General features: G+C 74.5%; 10 protein-coding genes and 2 pseudogenes. 7 read left to right on the forward strand and 5 right to left on the reverse strand.

The genetic code is table 11. The features are described 5' to 3' along the window. The first annotated feature begins 86 nt into the window (after positions 1-86). Both ABZ495_RS18630 and ABZ495_RS18635 read left to right on the forward strand, forming a co-directional pair. Positions 87-1,700, forward strand: coding sequence for an MFS transporter (locus ABZ495_RS18630; protein WP_359836903.1), 1,614 nt, complete (start codon positions 87-89; stop codon positions 1,698-1,700). 237 nt (positions 1,701-1,937) lie between these two features. Continuing rightward, on the forward strand, positions 1,938-3,275 hold the full coding sequence (locus ABZ495_RS18635; RefSeq protein WP_359836978.1) for an aminopeptidase P family protein: 1,338 nt from the start codon (positions 1,938-1,940) through the stop codon (positions 3,273-3,275). A 19-nt stretch (positions 3,276-3,294) separates the two neighbouring features. Here the strand turns inward: ABZ495_RS18635 and ABZ495_RS18640 are convergent, their stop codons facing one another. From ABZ495_RS18640 to ABZ495_RS18660, 5 genes are all read right to left on the reverse strand, one after another. Next, a complete protein-coding gene (locus ABZ495_RS18640) occupies positions 3,295-4,218 on the reverse strand; it encodes an LLM class flavin-dependent oxidoreductase (protein WP_359836905.1) in 924 nt (307 codons plus the stop codon). A gap of 271 nt (positions 4,219-4,489) precedes the next feature. Further along, a complete protein-coding gene (locus ABZ495_RS18645; protein WP_359836906.1) occupies positions 4,490-7,063 on the reverse strand; it encodes an FtsX-like permease family protein in 2,574 nt (857 codons plus the stop codon). A gap of 55 nt (positions 7,064-7,118) precedes the next feature. After that, positions 7,119-7,895, reverse strand: a complete 777-nt coding sequence (locus tag ABZ495_RS18650; protein ID WP_359807380.1) for an ABC transporter ATP-binding protein — start codon at positions 7,893-7,895, stop codon at positions 7,119-7,121. A 185-nt stretch (positions 7,896-8,080) separates the two neighbouring features. Then, positions 8,081-8,737: a response regulator transcription factor gene (locus ABZ495_RS18655; RefSeq protein ID WP_359836980.1), complete on the reverse strand. Its 657-nt coding sequence runs from the start codon at positions 8,735-8,737 to the stop codon at positions 8,081-8,083. A 38-nt stretch (positions 8,738-8,775) separates the two neighbouring features. Then, positions 8,776-10,497 (reverse strand): histidine kinase, encoded by a 1,722-nt coding sequence (locus ABZ495_RS18660; protein WP_359836908.1) that lies wholly within the window; start codon positions 10,495-10,497, stop codon positions 8,776-8,778. Positions 10,498-10,927: 430 nt separating this feature from the next. Between ABZ495_RS18660 and ABZ495_RS18665 the strand changes: the two are divergent. The 5 genes and pseudogenes from ABZ495_RS18665 to ABZ495_RS18685 form a co-directional block, all read left to right on the forward strand. Next, positions 10,928-11,356, forward strand: a pseudogene (locus ABZ495_RS18665) (carbohydrate binding domain-containing protein); the annotation flags it as partial. A gap of 246 nt (positions 11,357-11,602) precedes the next feature. Beyond that, positions 11,603-12,559: pseudogene (locus ABZ495_RS18670) on the forward strand (chitinase); the annotation flags it as partial. 149 nt (positions 12,560-12,708) lie between these two features. Next, the gene (locus ABZ495_RS18675) at positions 12,709-14,001 is read left to right on the forward strand and encodes an MFS transporter (RefSeq protein WP_359836910.1); all 1,293 of its coding nucleotides are present in this window, start codon (positions 12,709-12,711) and stop codon (positions 13,999-14,001) included. Between the two features lie 234 nt (positions 14,002-14,235). Then, positions 14,236-15,957: an acyclic terpene utilization AtuA family protein gene (locus tag ABZ495_RS18680; protein ID WP_359836912.1), complete on the forward strand. Its 1,722-nt coding sequence runs from the start codon at positions 14,236-14,238 to the stop codon at positions 15,955-15,957. Further along, positions 15,954-17,552 (forward strand): carboxyl transferase domain-containing protein, encoded by a 1,599-nt coding sequence (locus ABZ495_RS18685; RefSeq protein ID WP_359836914.1) that lies wholly within the window; start codon positions 15,954-15,956, stop codon positions 17,550-17,552. Before ABZ495_RS18680 ends, ABZ495_RS18685 begins: the two co-directional genes overlap by 4 nt. The last annotated feature ends 20 nt before the right edge of the window (positions 17,553-17,572 follow it).

The raw sequence follows: 17,572 nt of genomic DNA on the forward strand, positions 1-17,572 counted from the left end.
GCGCCCGGCGCGCCGCACCGCAGACCCGCTCCGACCGGCCGACTCCCGGGTGGCCGTGTCCCGCCGCCGCTGCGACGATGCGGCCCATGACACCCAGCGCAGGCACTTCCTCCGCGGTCGGCGGGTTCGTCCTGCCGACCCTCGCGGCCGGCCAGTTCCTGATGGCGCTCGACAGCTCCGTCATGAACGTCTCCATCGCGACGGTGGCCGACGACGTCGGGACGACGGTGGCCGGGATCCAGGGCGCCATCACGGCGTACACGCTCGTGATGGCGATGTTCATGATCCCGGGCGGCAAGGTCGGGAAGCTCATCGGCCGGCGACGGGCGTTCATGATCGGCTGCGTCATCTACGGCTGCGGTTCCCTGACCACCTCGCTCGCCCCCAACCTGGCCGTGCTGCTGTTCGGCTGGTCCTTCCTGGAGGGGGTCGGGGCGGCCCTCATCCTCCCGGCGATCGTGGCGCTGGTGGCCGGCAACTTCACTGCCGGGCGCCGACCGGCCGCCTACGGGTTCGTCGCCGCGGCGGGGGCGGTGGCGATCGCGCTGGGGCCGCTCATCGGCGGTGTCGCGACGACGTACTTCTCCTGGCGCTGGGTCTTCGCCGGCGAGGTCGTCATCGTCCTCGCCATCCTGGTGTTCGCGCGCCGGCTCGCCGACGCCCCGCCCGCCGACCGGGCCGGGCTCGACCTGGTCGGCGCCCTGCTGTCCGCGCTCGGGCTCGGGGTCTTCGTGTTCGGGGTGCTGCGCTCCAGCTCCTGGGGGTGGTTCGTGCCCAAGCCGGGTGCGCCCGGCTGGCTCGGTATCTCGCTCACCGTGTGGCTGCTGCTGGCCGGTGTGCTGCTGATCCGGCTCTTCCTACACTGGGAGACGCGCGTCGTGGAGCGCGGCGGGGAGCCGCTCATCGACCCGGACCTGCTCGGCAACCGCCGTCTCACCGGCGGTCTGACGATGTTCTTCTTCCAGTACTTCATCCAGATGGGCGTGTTCTTCGTCGTCCCGCTCTACCTGTCCGTCGCCCTCGGCCTGTCCGCCCTGCGGACCGGCGTCTGGCTGCTGCCGCTCTCGCTGACGCTGCTGGCCGCCGCGGTCCTGATCCCGCGCCTGTTCCCGGACGTCTCACCGCGCCGGGTGGTGCGGCTGGGGACGCTGGCCCTCCTCGCGGGCGCCGTCACCCTGCTCGCCGCGCTCGACGCGGACGCGGGTGCGGAGATCGTCACCCTGCCCCTGCTGCTGATCGGCCTCGGGATGGGCGCGATGGCCTCGCAGCTCGGCGCGGTCACCGTGTCGGCCGTCCCGGACGAGCAGAGCGCGGAGGTCGGCGGCATCCAGAACGCCGTGACCAACCTCGGGTCCTCGATCGGCACCGCACTCGCCGGGTCGATCATGATCGCCGTGCTGACGGCCTCGTTCCTGACCGCCGTCGAGCAGAACCCGGCCGTCCCGGCCGAGGTCGCGGACCGGGCGGCCGTCCAACTGGAGAGCGGTGCGCCCTTCCTGTCGGACGTCCAGCTCACGGCGGCGCTGGACGAGGCGGGCACGAGCCCGGAGGTCGCGCGGGCGGCGCTCGACGCCAACGCGGCCGCTCGGCTGGACGGTCTGCGGGCGGCCCTCGCGATCCTCGCCCTGACCGCCGTCGTGGCGCTGTTCTTCACCCAGCGGATTCCGACCGTCCAGTCCGGCCGCGAGACGCCCGCGTAGTCCCGGGTGCCTCCTCGGGGTACCGGGGGCTTCTGTGCGGGGGTGTGGATGTGTGACATGTGAAATGGTAGTTTCCCCGTGCGGCCGACGTGCAGCGGGCGTGCGGCGGACTACGGCGAGCGGAGACGACGGGTGGAGCAGCAGGGCGGGACGCGCGGAGCCGGGGCGCAGGACCGCGCGGTGCCGGCCGCGCAGGCCGAGTGGTTCGACCACGGCTGGGCCGACACCGGGACGACGCTGCCGCTCCTGCCCGGTGCGGCCTTCGCCGCCGCGCGGCGCGCGGCGCTCTCCGAGCGGTTCCCCGGGGAGCGGATCGTCGTCCCCTCGGGCGGGCTCAAGGTCCGCAGCAACGACTTCGACCACACCTTCCGGCCGCACTCCGCGTTCGTCCACCTCACCGCGGAGCAGGGCACGAGTGCCGTCCCCGACAGCGTCCTCCTCTTCGAGCCCACCGGGACCGGGCACGAGGTCACCCTGTTCACCCGGCCGCGGTCGCCGCGCGACGGCGGGCCGAACGGCGCCGAGTTCCACAGCAGCCGCCGGCACGGCGAGTTCTGGGTCGGCCGGCGCCGGACGCTGTCGGAGACCGCCGACGCGATCGGCGTCCGGGCCGCCGCCCGGGACGACCTGGAGCGGGCGCTCGCCGGACACGTCCCGACCCGGGTGGTGCGCGGCGAGGACGCGCTCGTCGACGCACTGGTCCGGCCGGCCCACCGGGCGGACGCCGAACTGCTGACCTTCCTCGCGGAGTCACGGCTGGTCAAGGACGCCTGGGAGGTCGAGCAGCTGCGCGCGGCCGTCCGGTCCACGGTGGCCGGGTTCCACGACGTAATCGGCGAGCTGCGCCATGCCACGGGCCTCGCGCGGGGCGAGCGCTGGATCGAGGGCACCTTCAACCGCCGCGCCCGGCTGGACGGCTACGGCCTGGGCTTCGAGACCATCGCGGCGGCCGGCGCGCACGCCTGCGTCCTGCACTGGATGCACAACGACGGCCCGGTGCGGGACGGCGACCTCCTCCTGCTGGACGCCGGGGTCGAGGCCGACTCCTTCTACACCGGCGACGTCACCCGGACGCTGCCGGTCTCCGGCCACTACACCGATGTCCAGCGCCGGGTGTACGACCTGGTCTTCGCCGCCCAGTCGGCGGGGATCGCGGCCCTGCGGCCCGGCGCCCGCTACGGGGCCTTCCACGACGCGGCGATGCGCGTGATCGCGGACGGGCTCGACGCCTGGGGCCTGGCACCGGACGGCGGGCCGTCCCTCGCCGAGTCCGGCCGGTACCGCCGCTTCACCGTCTGCGGCTCGGGGCACATGCTGGGCCTGGACTGCCACGACTGCGCCGGTGCCCGCGGCCAGGCCTACCTGGACGGCGTCCTGGAGGCCGGCCAGGTGCTGACCGTCGAGCCCGGACTGTACTTCCAGCCCGACGATCTGACCGTCCCCGAGGAGCTGCGCGGGATCGGCGTCCGGATCGAGGACGACTTCCTGATCACCACCGACGGCGCGCAGTGGCTGTCCTCGGGCCTGCCGCGCCAGGCGGACGAGGTCGAGGCCTGGATGGCGTCGTTGCGGTAGCCGTGGAGCGGGTCCGCGGTCAGGGCAGCCGGGCGGCGCCGCGGTGCGCGGGCGCGATCTCCGCCAGGACGTGCGCGGGCGTGGCGAACGGCCCGGACTCGCGCGGGTAGTGGACCACCAGCTCCGTGAAGCCGAGCTCCGCGCAGCGCCCCGCGACCTCCTCGAAGGCCGCCGCCGAGCGCATGGTGGGCAGCGGCGAGAACCCGGTCAGCAGGGTGCGGCCGAGTGACTTCGGGTCGCGGCCCTCCTGCTCACAGGCCGCGTCGAGACTCTCCAGCCGCTGGGCGAGGCCGGCCCAGGTCGAGGCCTCGGTGAGGGTGTCCTTCGGCAGCTCCGCGTCGTCGGTGACGGCCCAGGACGCGCCGTACCGCGCCACGGTGCGCATGCCGAGCGGTCCGGTCGCCGCCAGCAGGAACGGCACCCGGGGCCGCTGGACGCACCCGGGCTCCAGCCGGGCGTCGATCGCGTCGAAGTAGCGGCCGCGGAAGGTGGTCCGCGGCCGGCCCTCGGGCGCCCCGGTGAGCAGCCGGTCCAGCAGTTCCACCGATTCGCGGAACCGGCCGCCGCGTTCCTTCACCGACCAGCCCGTGTCGGGCGCGCCCTGGCCGAGCACGATGCCGTCGGCGTCGGGCGCGCCGGCGCCGTAGCCGAGGACGAACCGGCCGCCGCTGATGGTGTCCAGCGTCATGACGTCCTGCGCGAGCGGCACGGGGTGGCGGAAGTTCGCCGAGGAGACCAGCGTGCCGAGGCGGATCCGGGAGGTGGCCCCGGCGGCGGCCGCCAGGGTGGGCACGGCGCCGTACCAGGCGCCGTCCGGCAGGCCGCCCCAGGTGAGGTGGTCGTAGGAGTAGGCGGCGTGGAAGCCCAGCTCCTCGGCGCGCCGCCAGAGCGGGGCCGCCTCGGGGAACGGCCGGTCGGGCAGGATGCAGACGCTGACGCGCACGGGGACTCCAGCCTGTCGGTTCGGTTCGGTTCGGTTCTGCCGCCGCGTGGCGGGGCGGCACCCGGCCGGGCGCCGTCGCCACCCGACCGGTCGCGGTCCGCGGGGGCGTACGGCAGGAGGAACGATCCGCGGCACCGCCCCGGTTCGACGGTGCCCGCGCCCGGGGCCTCCTCGATGCTCTCGCGCCCCGGCCGGTTGCGGCGACCGGGGCGCGGCCGAACCGGCGGGGCTGACAGGACGGCGGCCGGCGCGTACCCGCGTCGGCCGGGCGCTACTGGGCGTCGATCGCCCGCAGGGTGTTCAGGCGGGCCGCCCGCCGGGCCGGCCAGACCGCCGCCAGCACCCCGATCGCCGGGCCGAGCAGCAGGAACAGGCCGAGCCGCGCCCACGGCAGCACGATCCGGTACTGCGGGAGCGAGGCCCGGGCCAGGCTGCCGCAGGCCCAGGCCAGGAAGATCCCGGTGCCGATGCCGAGAACGGCGCCGAACAGCGAGATCACCACCGACTCCAGCCGCACCATCCGCCTGACGCCCCGGTCGTCCAGGCCGATCGCGCGCAGCAGCCCGATCTCCCTGGTCCGCTCGAAGACGGACATCGCCAAGGTGTTGACGACGCCGAAGACGGCGATCACGACCGTCATCCCGAGCAGGCCGTACATCATGGTGAGCATCGTGTCGATCTCGCCGGACTGCGCCTTCGTCAACTGCGCCCGGTCCCGCACCTGGAGGAGCGGGCTGTTGCCGAGGGCCTCGCGGATCCGCTGGTCGAGGCCGCCGGTGCGCCCGTCGGCCGCGGCTTCGACCAGGACGCTGTCGAGCCGGCCGCCGACGGCGTACGGCAGGACGTCGCCCAGGGTGCCCACGGCGCCGCCCACGGTGCGGGTCCGGCGGTAGACACCGGCGACGGTCAGCTCCCTGGTCTCGCGGCCGAAGCCCAGCGTGCCCGGGAAGGTGTCGCCCTTCGACAGGCCGGTCTCCTCGGCCAGCTGGTCCGAGAGCGCGACCCTGCCGGGGCCGAGGTCCGCGAGCGAGCCGCTGCTGAACTCCAGGTCGGAGACCGCGGCGAGCTGCCGCGGGTCCGCGCCGGTGAACGTGGCGGCCCGGCCCCGCACGCCCAGGGTCGAGGAGGCGACGGGCACCGCCCGCGCGACGCCGGGGACGTCGGCGACCTTGCCGGCGAGCGCGGGGTCGATGCCGCCGTACCCGGCGTTGGACACCTTGTAGTCGGCGATCAGGCCGCGCACGGCCGCGTCCTGGAGGGCGGCGTCGGTGGAACCGCCGGTCACGCTCAGGCCGGTGATCAGGGCCAGCCCGATCATCAGGGCCGAGGCGGTGGCGGCGGTGCGGCGCGGATTGCGCAGCGCGTTCTCCTCGGCGAGCCTGCCGCTGACGCCGAAGAGCCGGGTGGTGACCGTGCCCGCGAGCCGGATCAGCGGGCGGGACAGCAGCGGGGCGATCACGATCAGGCCGGTCAGGGTGAGCAGCGAACCCAGGGCGGCGGCCTGGAGGTTGGCGTCGGCGCCGTCCCTCCGGGTGGAGACGTACAGCAGGGTGAGCAGGCCGAGGCCGGTGAGCAGCCCGCCGAGGCTGTTGCGCATGAGCATGCCGCGCCGGGGCGGTGCCTGGTCGACGCTGCTCAGCGCCTCCACCGGGGCGGTCTTCGCGGCCCTGCGGGACGGCAGCCAGGCGGCGAGCACGGTGACGCCGACACCGGTCAGGAGGGAGCGCAGGAGGGTGTCCGCGGAGATCACCAGGGGGCCGTCCGGCAGGCCCGCGCCGGCCGCGTCGAGGATCGGTCGCACGGCGGTCGCGATACCGGTCCCGAGCGCGATGCCGGCCGCCGAGGCGCCGAGGCCGAGGAGCGCGGCCTCGGCGAGGACGGCGCGGACGACCTGGCGGCGCGAGGCCCCGACGGCGCGCAGCAGCGCGGTCTCCCGGCTGCGCTGGGCGATCAGCATGGTGAAGGTGTTGGCGATGATGAAGACGCCGACGAACAGGGCGATCCCGGCGAAGGCCAGGAGCATCCGGGTGAGCTCCTTGGTGCTCTCGGCGATCTGCGCGGCCTGCTCGCGCGCGAGCCGGGCTCCGCTGGTGACCGTGATGCCCTCGGGGGGCAGCAGCGCGCGGATCCTGCCGGTGAGTTCCTCGGGGTCGGTGCCGGGCGCGGAGCCGACGGCCAGCTCGTCGAAGCGGCCGTCCTGGAGGAAGAGCTGCTGGGCGGTCCTGGTGTCGAAGAGCGCGAGGCTGCCGCCGGCCCGTACCCGGGGGTCGTCGGTGTCGACGGTGCCGACCAGCTTCTTGGTCAGCGCGGGGCCCCGGGTGGCGAAGCGGACGGTGTCGCCGACGCGGTAGCCGGCCCGCTCGGCGGTCCCGCGGTCCAGGGCCAGTTCACCGCTGTCGACGGGGCCGCGGCCGGCGCTGAGCGGGAACCGGGCGTCCCGGTCGCCGTGGGCCGCGTCCGGTGCGTAGTTGGTCGCCAGGTTCTGCCAGCTGGTGTCGGCGTCGAGCGGCCGGCCGTCCTTGGCGGCCAGGGTGGCGGTGCCGTTGACGGTGGGGCGCACGGAGGTGACGCCGGGCACGGTGCGGACCCTGTCGGCGAGTTCGCCGGTGAGCGCGGTGGACACGGTGTCGTCCGCCCCGGTGTCGGAGCCGCGCCGGGCCTCGGCCTGGACGGAGACGGCGACGTCCTTGAGGCTCCTGGCGGAGGCGCCGCGCAGGGCCTCCGCGACGGTGTCGCCGAAGACGAGGGTGCCGGAGACGAAGGCGACGCCGAGGGTGATCGCGAGGGCGGTCATGATCAGGCGGGCTCGGTGCGCGAAGACGTTGCGCAGGGCTGTTCGCAGCATGGCGGTGGTCCCAGTTCGAAGGTGCGAGGGGGCGGGTGGGGCGCGGGGAGCCTGGTCAGCTCGTGCGGGCGCCGGTGTCGAAGCGCCGCATCCGGTCCAGGACGGTCTCGGCGGTCGGGGCGAGCAGCTCGTCGGTGAGCCGGCCGTCGGCGAGGAAGACCACGCGGTCGGCGTGCGCGGCGGCCGCCGGGTCGTGGGTGACCATCACCACGGTCTGGCCCAACTCCCGTACGGACTCCCGCAGGAAGCCGAGGATCTCGGAGCCGGCGCGGGAGTCCAGGTTGCCGGTCGGTTCGTCGGCGAAGACGATCTCCGGCCGGGCGGCGAGGGCGCGGGCCACGGCGACCCGCTGCTGCTGGCCGCCGGACAGCTGGGCGGGGCGGTGGCCCAGCCGCCCGGCGAGGCCGACGGTCGCCACGACGGTCTCCAGCCACTTCCGGTCCGGCCGGCGGCCCGCGATGGCCATCGGCAGCGTGATGTTCTCCAGCGCCGTCAGGGTGGGGAGCAGGTTGAACGCCTGGAAGACGAAACCGACGCTGTCCCGGCGCAGCCGGGTGAGCTGCCGGTCGGTCAGGCCGGACAGTTCGGTGTCACCGATCCGCGCGGAGCCCGCGGTGACCGCGTCGAGACCGGCCATGCAGTGCATCAGCGTCGACTTGCCGGAGCCGGACGGCCCCATGATCGCGGTGAACCGGCCGCGTCCGAACTCGACCGAGACCGAGTCCAGGGCGACCACCCGGGCCTCGCCCCGGCCGTAGACCTTGCTCAGTCCGGTGGCCCGGGCGGCGGGGCCGGGGGAGACGGGGGCGGGTACGGCTTCCTGCGGTGACATGTCGGCTCCGGGCTACGGGGAGAGGGTCGGTGACTGACTCTCATCCTCGGCGCGCCGCGGCGCCGGACCGTCGGCCTCAGGGTGTGACCGGGGCGTCTGCCGAAGGTCGGGCCCGGGGTGGTGCCTCCTCCCCGCGGCGGACGGCCGTCTCCGTCGTCCGGCAGAGGCGGCGTACCGGCCGGTGCTCAGGACAGCAGCCCCGCCCGGTGGGCGAGGACCGCCGCCTGGACGCGGCTGTCCGTGCCGGTCTTCACCAGGACGGCGCTGACGTGGGTCTTCACCGTGCCCACGCCGATGCCCAGTCGGCGGCCGATCTCCGCGTTGGCGAGACCCAGGCCGAGCAGCGCGAGGACGTCGCGCTCGCGGCCGGTGAGCGCCGCCAGTCGCTGGTCGGGGACGGCGCCAGGGGCCGGGGCGGCCGGCGTACCGGCGCCGGTGTCGAGCATGCGGTCGATGACGGTCCGGGTGACCTTGGGCGAGAGGACGGCGTCGCCGCCGGCGGCGGCCCGGACCGCGCTGATCAGCTCCTGCGGGCCCTCGTCCTTGAGGAGGAAGCCGGTGGCGCCGGAGCGCAGCGCGCGCGTCACGTTCTGCTCGTCGCCGAACGTGGTGAGCATGACGACCTGCGGCCCGGGGTCCAGGGCGAGGAGCCGCTCGATGGTGGCGAGCCCGTCGAGCACGGGCATCCGGATGTCGATCAGGGCCACGTCCGGGCGGGTCTCGGCGGCGACCCGGACGGCCTCCTCGCCGTTCGCCGCCTCGCCGACCACCTCGATGCCCTCGGCGTGGCGCAGGATCAGCCGGACGGCGTGCCGGATCAGTTCCTCGTCGTCGGCGAGCATGACCCGGATCGGGTGGTGGACGGCAGGGGGGAACTCGGTCACGGGGACTCCCACGGTGGTGTGCGCGACACCATGGGCACGGTGAAGCGGTCGATCGTGGCCAACGTATCGCCACGGAAGCAGAGCCGGGTGATGGTGAGCCGGTCGCCGCCCTGCGGGGCGGCCTCGTCCGTGGGGGTGCCCTCGGTAGCCGGGGCCGGCGGTGTCGGGTCTGCGTAGCGGAACGTCGGGTAGATGCAGCTCGTCACGGACTCCGCGCGGGCCGGCTCCCGGCCCGTCGCCGCCGCGCGCACCGCCGGGTCGTCCCCGTAGACGGCCCGCTCCACCATCGCGCGGGACATCCCGATCCTGGGCGGCTCGGGATCGCGGGGGGCGGGATCCCGAGCCGCCTGGGAGACCAGCAGGAGACCGCACATCATCAGCACGCCGACGCCCGCGAGGCCGAGGAATCCGCTGAGGGCGTCCACGACGCGGCGTCGGAGACCGGCGGGCGGGTGGTCGGCGTGCGGCTCGGAGGGCGCCTCGCGCGGCGGGGCGCCCGCGGCGGTGAGACTCGCTCCCGGGTCGGGGCGGGCCGGGATCCGCGCGGCGACCGCGAAGCCCCCGGCCGGCGTCGGGCCCGCCTCCAGGGCGCCGCCGAGCAGCGCCACCCGTTCCCGCAGCCCGACCAGTCCGCGCCCGGTGCCCAGGCCGGTCGCCGCCTCGGGGGCCACCGGCGGAAGGCCGTTGCGCACGAGCACCTCCACCCGGTCCTCGGTGTGCGTGACCGCCACGGTGACGCGGGCCCCGGCGGCGTAGCGGTGCACATTGGTCAGCGCCTCGCGCACCACGCGGTGCACCGCCCGCCGCACCTGGGCGGCGCGCTCGTGCAGGTCGGGGCCGTCCCAGGTGAGCTCGACGGGTATGCCGCCGGTGCGGGACTCCGCGGCCAGCGCCTCGACGTCGGATCTGGTCCCGGTGCTGTCGGTCAGCGCGTCCGTCCCGGTGTCCCGGCCCAACGGGCCCAGGACGCCGAGTACTTCGCGCAGCTCCCGCATCGCGTCCCCGGTGGCCCGGCGGACCAGGGCCGCCTCGTCCCGCAGGTCCGGCGCCTCCTTCCGCAGGGCCATCTCCAGGCCGCCCGCGTGCAGCGAGATCAGGCTGAGCCGGTGGCCGACCAGGTCGTGCATCTCGGCGGCGATCCGGGAGCGCTCGTGGATCCGGGACTCGCTCTCCGCGAGCCGGCGGGCCGCCTCCGCGGCGGCGGCCCGCTCCCGGAGCGCCCGCAGCAGCCGGTCCTCCTGCCCGCCCGAGCCGCCGAGGAGCCCCGGCACCACCAGGGTGGTCGCCGCGAGTACGGCGCCGAGCGCGAGCCCGAACGCGTGGCCGCCGAGCCCGATGGCCGGGGCGAGGACGGCGCAGACCAGCGCCGCCAGCACGGCGGAGGCGAGCAGCACGGTGCTCCGGCGCCGGGGGGCGGTCAGGTGCTTGGCCGAGGTGTACGCGGTCACGGCGGCCGGCAGCCCGGCGGGGGGCAGCAGCCCGACGACGACGGAGGTGCCCAGCAGGCTCAGTACGGGGAAGCGGCGGCGGACGGCGAGCAGGACGAGGACGACGGTACCGAGGAGGAGCTGGATCTCGCCGGCCGGGCCGCGGCCGCCCAGGATCAGCTGGGTCAGGAGCATCAGCGCCGCGCCGCCGGTCGTCTCCGCGAGGGCGCGCCACAGCCCCCGGCCCGGTTCGCCGGGGGCCGTGAACGGATTTCGGGAGAGGGGAGCCATCGGCCCATTGTCGGGGGCGGTGCCGCGGGTCCTTGTGCGACCGGGGGATGAGCTGCGGCTCTGTCGAAAGTCGGAGAGCCGGTGTTCCGCCGTCACCGGGCAATTGGTCCAGACCTATTGACGGGCCTTGCCGCCCCTCCTACGATCCGGTTCGGCACAGCCCCACATGTCCCCACCTCACCCAGAGCCGGGCGTCACGCCCCCACGCGTCGGTCATGTCCATGACGCTCGGCGGGAAAGGGAGCACAGCATGTTCCGTCGAAGGTCGCGTACGCCACGTCCGTCGGGCGAGCCCCGACCCAGCCAGGACCACGGCCGCCTCGGAGGCGACCGGACCGGGAGCGAGCCGCTCGGGGCTCCCGGCCTCCAGCGGGCGACCGCGGCACGCGCGTCGCGGGCCGGGCGGCCCGGGCACGGACAGACCGTCATGATGCGTTCCCTCGCCGGGGTGAGCGTCGCCGCCGTCCTCGGGGCCGGCCTTGCCCTGACCGGCTCCGTCACGGCCGGGGCGGCCACCACCAACCTGGTGGCCAACCCGGGGTTCGAGAACGGACTCTCCGACTGGACCTGCACCGGCGGCTCCGGCGCGGCCGTCGGCAGTCCGGTCCACTCCGGCGCCTCCGCGCTCAAGGCCACGCCGACCGGCCTGGACAACGCCCAGTGCACCCAGACCGTCAGCGTGCAGCCCAACTCCCAGTACACGCTGAGCGCCTACGTCCAGGGCAGCTACGTCTACCTGGGCGCCACCGGCTCCGGCATCACCACGGCGCCGTCGACCTGGACGCCGAACAGCGCGACGTACAGCCAGCTCAGCGTCGGCTTCACCACCGGGGCGACCACCACCTCGGTGACCGTCTACCTGCACGGGTGGTACGGGCAGCCGGCGTTCTACGCGGACGACGTGTCGCTCGCCGGCCCCGGCGGCAGCAGCCCCACGCCGACCGCGACCCCGACGACCGCGACCCCGACGACCGCTCCGCCGACGACCGCTCCGCCGACCACGACGCCGCCGACCACCACTCCGCCGACCACGACGCCGCCGACCACCACCCCGCCGACCACGACGCCGCCGACCACCACCCCGCCGACCACGACGCCGCCGGGTGACACCTGCCCGACGAAGCCGAAGCCCTCGGGCAAGGTCCTCCAGGGCTACTGGGAGAACTGGGACGGTGCCGCGAACGGCGTCCACCCGGGCATGGGCTGGGTGCCCATCACGGACAGCCGGATCGCCGCACACGGCTACAACGTCATCAACGCCGCGTTCCCGGTGATCCTCTCGGACGGCACCGTCCTGTGGCAGGACGGCATGGACGCCGGCGTGAAGGTCTCGACCCCCGCCGAGATGTGCCAGGCCAAGGCCGCCGGCGCGACGCTCCTGATGTCGATCGGCGGCGCCGCCGCGGGCATCGACCTGAGCTCCAGCACCGTCGCCGACAAGTTCGTGGCGACCGTCGTGCCGATCCTCAAGAAGTACAACTTCGACGGCATCGACATCGACATCGAGACCGGCCTGTCCGGCAGCGGCAGCATCACCACGCTGTCCGCCTCCCAGTCCAACCTGATCCGCATCATCGACGGTGTGCTGGCGCAGATGCCCGCGGGCTTCGGCCTGACGATGGCCCCCGAGACCGCCTACGTGACCGGCGGAAGCGTCACCTACGGGTCGATCTGGGGCTCCTACCTGCCGATCATCAAGAAGTACGTCGACAACGGCCGCCTCTGGTGGCTGAACATGCAGTACTACAACGGCAGCATGTACGGCTGCTCCGGCGACTCCTACCAGGCGGGCACCGTCCAGGGCTTCACCGCGCAGACCACCTGCCTGAACAACGGCCTGACCATCCAGGGGACCACCATCAAGGTGCCCTACGACAAGCAGGTGCCCGGTCTGCCGGCCCAGCCCGGTGCGGGCGGCGGCTACATGGCGCCGGGCCTGGTCAGCCAGTCGTGGAACGCCTTCAGCGGCTCGCTGAAGGGGCTCATGACGTGGTCGGTCAACTGGGACGGCTCGAAGGGCTGGAGCTTCGGCGACAACGTCAAGTCCCTCCAAGGGCGTTGATCTCCACCGATCCGCTGCTGACAGCCCGCTGACCGCACGCGGGACGGACCCGGGAGCGCCCCCTGCTCCCGGGTCCGACCGGTCCGACCGGTCCGACCGGTCCGAGCGGCCCGAAAGGCGCTTGTCAGGGCGCTGTTAGCCTGGTCCGCATGATCACCGGGAAGAGTGTCGGCCCACGGACGTCCACCGCGCCGAAGTCGAGCCGCCCGCAGCGCGCCCTCATCCTCGCGAGCTTCGTCAGCCGGGTGGGCAACGGGCTGTTCAACACCGCCGCGGTGCTCTACTTCACGCTGGTGGTGCACCTGCCCGCCGCCCAGGTCGGCGCCGGCCTCACGGTCGCCGGTCTGGTCGGGCTGCTGGCCGGGATCCCGGCCGGGAACCTGGCCGACCGGTACGGCCCGCGCACGGTCTGGCTGACGGCCCTCGCGCTGCAGGCCGTGACGATGGCCGCCTTCGTGTTCATCCAGGACTGGGCCACCTTCACGCTCATCGCCACCCTGGACCGGCTGGCGGCAACCGCGGGCGGCGCCGCGGGCGGTGCGCTCATCGCCCGGACCGGCGGCGAACGCCCGGCCGCCTTCCGGGCGAGGCTCCGCACCTTCGTCAACCTCGGCGTGGTCCTGGGCACCCTGGGCGCGGCTTTCGCCGTCTCGGTCGACACCCGCGCGGCGTACACCGCGCTCATCCTCGCCAACGCCGCCAGCTTCGCCGGCGCCGGCCTCGTCGCCCTGGTCGGCGTCCCGAACTACCGGCCGCTGCCCCGGCCCGAGGAGCACCACCGCTGGGCCGTCCTGGCCGACCGCCCGTACGTGTCCTTCGTCGCGCTCTACGGTGCGATGGGCCTGCAGTACCAGACCGTCTCCCTGCTGCTGCCGATCTGGCTCTCCGCCCACACCGACGCGCCGCGCTGGACGGTGGCGGCGGTCTACGCGGCCAACAGCGGGGTGTGCGTGCTGCTCCAGAGCAGGATCGGCTCCCGGGTGGAGACGCCGCGCCAGGGCGGCCGGGCGTTCCGGCTGGCGGGGCTGCTCTTCCTGGTCAGCTGCCCCTTGATGGCCCTGACCGCGGACGTTCCGGTCTGGGTCGCGCCGGCGCTCGCCCTCCTCGCCGTCGCGGTGCACAGCCTCGGCGAGGTGTGGGAGTCCTCGGGCGGCTTCGCGCTCGGCTTCGGCCTGGCCCCCGACCACGCCCAGGGGCAGTACCAGGGCTTCCTCGGCATCGGCTTCGCCGGCGGGCAGGCGCTGGCTCCGCTGGTCCTGACGACCGCGGTCCTCGGCCTCGGGCACGCGGGCTGGCTGCTGCTCGGCGTGTTCTTCGCGGCCCTGGGCGCGGCAGGCCCGCCGGTGGCCGCCTGGGCCGAACGCACCCGCCGCCCGGTTCCCGAACCGGCCCACGCGACGCGGGACCGGCCCGAGGAGGCCGCGCTCCCGGACCCCGCCTGACGCCCTGCCGAGACCGTGCCGCAGACCGGGAGCGCGTGCCCCGGCGGGCATCTCGTGGCTCTCGGGACGCACCCGGGAGAACGAGGCCGCGACCGCCCCCAGTCATCACGCCATCGTGCGGCGGTGTCGGCGAAAAACAAGCAGGCATGATTGCTTTTTCTCCGTGCCGGTGCCACGCTGCTGCCCGACGGCAAGCGTGGCGAGTGCGGGGCCACCGGTAGGGGAGGCGCACCTGTGGGGTCGCGTGCGGTACTGCGGATCGGCAATGCCTCGGGCTTCTACGGGGACCGCTTCTCGGCGGTGCGCGAGATGCTCACGGGCGGGCCGCTGGACGTCCTGACCGGGGACTACCTGGCCGAGCTCACCATGCTCATCCTGGCCCGGGACCGGCTGAAGGACCCCTCGCTCGGCTACGCGAGGACGTTCCTGCGGCAGTTGGAGGAGTGCCTCGGCCTGGCGCTGGAGCGCGGGGTGCGGATCGTGGTCAACGCCGGTGGCCTCAACCCGGCCCGACTCGCGGACGCGATCCGTGAACTGGCGCGGCGTCAGGGGCTTGATCCCGCCGTCGCCCATGTCGAGGGGGACGACCTGCTGCCCCGGCGGGCCGAACTCGGCCTTCCCGAAGGACTGCTGGCCGCCAACGCCTATCTCGGCGCCTTCGGGATCGCCGAGTGCCTGACCGCCGGGGCCGACCTGGTGGTCACCGGCCGGGTCACCGACGCGGCGCTGGTCGTCGGCCCGGCGATCGCCCGGTTCGGCTGGGGGCCCGGGGACTTGGACGAGCTGGCCGGCGCCGTGGTGGCCGGGCACGTGCTGGAGTGCGGGGCGCAGGCGACCGGCGGCAACTACGCGTTCTTCCGCGAGCACGACGTCACCCGGCCCGGCTTCCCGATCGCCGAGCTGGCGGCGGACGGCTCCAGCGTCATCACCAAGCATCCGGGCACCGGCGGCGCCGTCACCACCGGTACCGTCACCGCCCAACTCCTGTACGAGACGGGCGACGCGCGCTACCTGGGCCCGGACGTCACGGCCCGGCTGGACACCGTGCGGCTCGCCGAGGAGGGGCCGGACCGGGTCCGGATCCACGGCGTGCGGGGCGAGGCGCCGCCGCCGACCCTCAAGGTCGGGCTGAACCGGCTCGGCGGCCACCGCAACGAGGTGGTGTTCGTCCTGACCGGCCTGGACATCGAGGCCAAGGCCGCCCTGGTCCAACGGCAGTTGGCCGAGGCCCTGCCGCCGGACGCCCGCCCCGCCGAACTCCGGTGGACGCTCGCCCGCACCGACCACCCCGACGCCGCCACCGAGGAGAGCGCCTCGGCGCTGCTGCGGCTCACCGCCCGGGACCGCGATCCGGCCAAGGTCGGGCGCGAACTCGGCAAGGCGGCCGTGGAGTTGGGGCTGGCCGGTTACCCCGGCTTCCATCTCACCGCGCCGCCCGGGGCGGGATCGCCGTACGGGGTCTTCATCGCCGCGTACGTCGATGCCAAGGCGGTGGAGCACACCGCGGTCCTGCCGGACGGGCGGCGGGTCGCCGTACCGCCCGCGCCGGTCACCGCCCCGGCGGAGCCGTCGACCCGGCCGTCGGAGCCGGGCCCGGCCCTGCCGGAGCCGCTGCCGCCCGGCCCGACCGTGCGGGCACCGCTCGGCCGGGTGGCCGGCGCCCGCAGCGGCGACAAGGGCGGTGACGCCAACCTCGGGGTCTGGGCCCGCGGCGCGGACGGCTGGCGCTGGCTCGCGCACACCCTCACCGTCGATCTGCTGCGCGAACTCCTGCCGGAGACGGCCGGGTTGCCGATCAGCCGACAGCTCCTCCCACATCTTCGCGCGGTCAACTTCACCATCACCGGCCTGCTCGGCGAGGGCGTCGCCGCCCAGCACCGCTTCGATCCGCAGGCCAAGGCGCTGGGGGAGTGGCTGCGCTCCCGCCACCTCGACATCCCGGAGGCGCTGCTGTGACCGTCCTGCCCACCCGCCTCGACCCGGCCGGCGCCGACTACGCCGAGCACCGGGCCGCGATGCTCGCCAAGCTCACCGAACTGGACGCCGAACACGCCAAGGCACTGGCCGGCGGCGGCCCCAGGTACGTCGAACGCCACCGCGGCCGGGGCAAGTTGCTGCCGCGCGAGCGGATCGAGCTGCTGATCGACCAGGACTCGCCGTTCCTGGAGCTCTCCCCGCTCGCCGCCTGGGGCAGCGACTACCCGGTCGGCGCGGCGCTCGTCACCGGGATCGGCGTGATCGAGGGCGTCGAGTGCCTCATCACGGCCAACGACCCCACCGTACGCGGCGGGGCCAGCAACCCCTGGACGCTGCGCAAGGCCCTGCGCGCCAACGAGATCGCGCTGCGGAACCGGCTCCCGGTGGTCAACCTGGTCGAGTCCGGCGGCGCCGACCTGCCCAGCCAGAAGGAGATCTTCATCCCCGGGGGCGCGCTCTTCCGCGACCTCACCCGGCTCTCCGCGGCGGGCATCCCCACCGTGGCCGTGGTGTTCGGCAACTCCACGGCCGGCGGCGCCTACGTGCCGGGCATGTCCGACCACACCGTGATGGTGAAGGAGCGGGCCAAGGTCTTCCTGGGCGGCCCGCCGCTGGTCAGGATGGCGACCGGCGAGGAGTCCGACGACGAGTCGCTCGGCGGCGCCGAGATGCACGCCCGCACCTCCGGCCTGGCCGACCACTTCGCGGTGGACGAACCGGACGCGCTGCGGCTGGCGCGGCGGATCGTCGCCCGGCTGAACCACCGCCGGCACGGCCCCGGCGCCGACCCGCTCGCCGAGCCGCCGAAGTACGCCGAGGAGGAACTGCTCGGCATCGTCCCGGGCGACCTCAAGATCCCGTTCGACCCGCGCGAGGTGATCGCCCGGATCGTCGACGGATCGGACTTCGACGAGTTCAAGCCGCTCTACGGCACCAGTCTCGCCACCGGCTGGGCCAGGCTGCACGGTTACCCGGTCGGCATCCTCGCCAACGCCCAGGGCGTGCTGTTCAGCCCGGAGTCGCAGAAGGCCGCCCAGTTCATCCAGTTGGCCAACCAGCGCGACATCCCGCTGGTGTTCCTGCACAACACCACCGGCTACATGGTCGGCAAGGACTACGAGCAGGGCGGCATCATCAAGCACGGCGCGATGATGATCAACGCCGTCGCCAACTCCACGGTGCCGCACGTGTCGGTGCTGATGGGCGCCTCCTACGGGGCCGGCCACTACGGCATGTGCGGGCGGGCCTACGAGCCCCGGTTCCTGTTCGCCTGGCCGAGCGCCAAGTCGGCCGTGATGGGACCGCAGCAGCTCGCCGGGGTGCTGTCGATCGTGGCCCGGCAGTCCGCGGCGGCCAAGGGGCAGCCCTACGACGAGGACGCGGACGCCGCGATCCGGGCGATGGTCGAGCAGCAGATCGAGGCGGAGTCGCTACCCGCCTTCCTCTCCGGCCGGCTCTACGACGACGGCGTGATCGATCCCCGCGACACCCGGACCGTCCTCGGCCTGTGCCTCTCCGCGATCCACAACGCGCCCGTCGAGGGCGCGCGCGGCTACGGCGTCTTCCGCATGTGATCCGACTCTGAGAGGGACCG

Source organism: Kitasatospora sp. NPDC005748, assembly GCF_040630735.1.
GTDB lineage: Bacteria > Actinomycetota > Actinomycetes > Streptomycetales > Streptomycetaceae > Kitasatospora.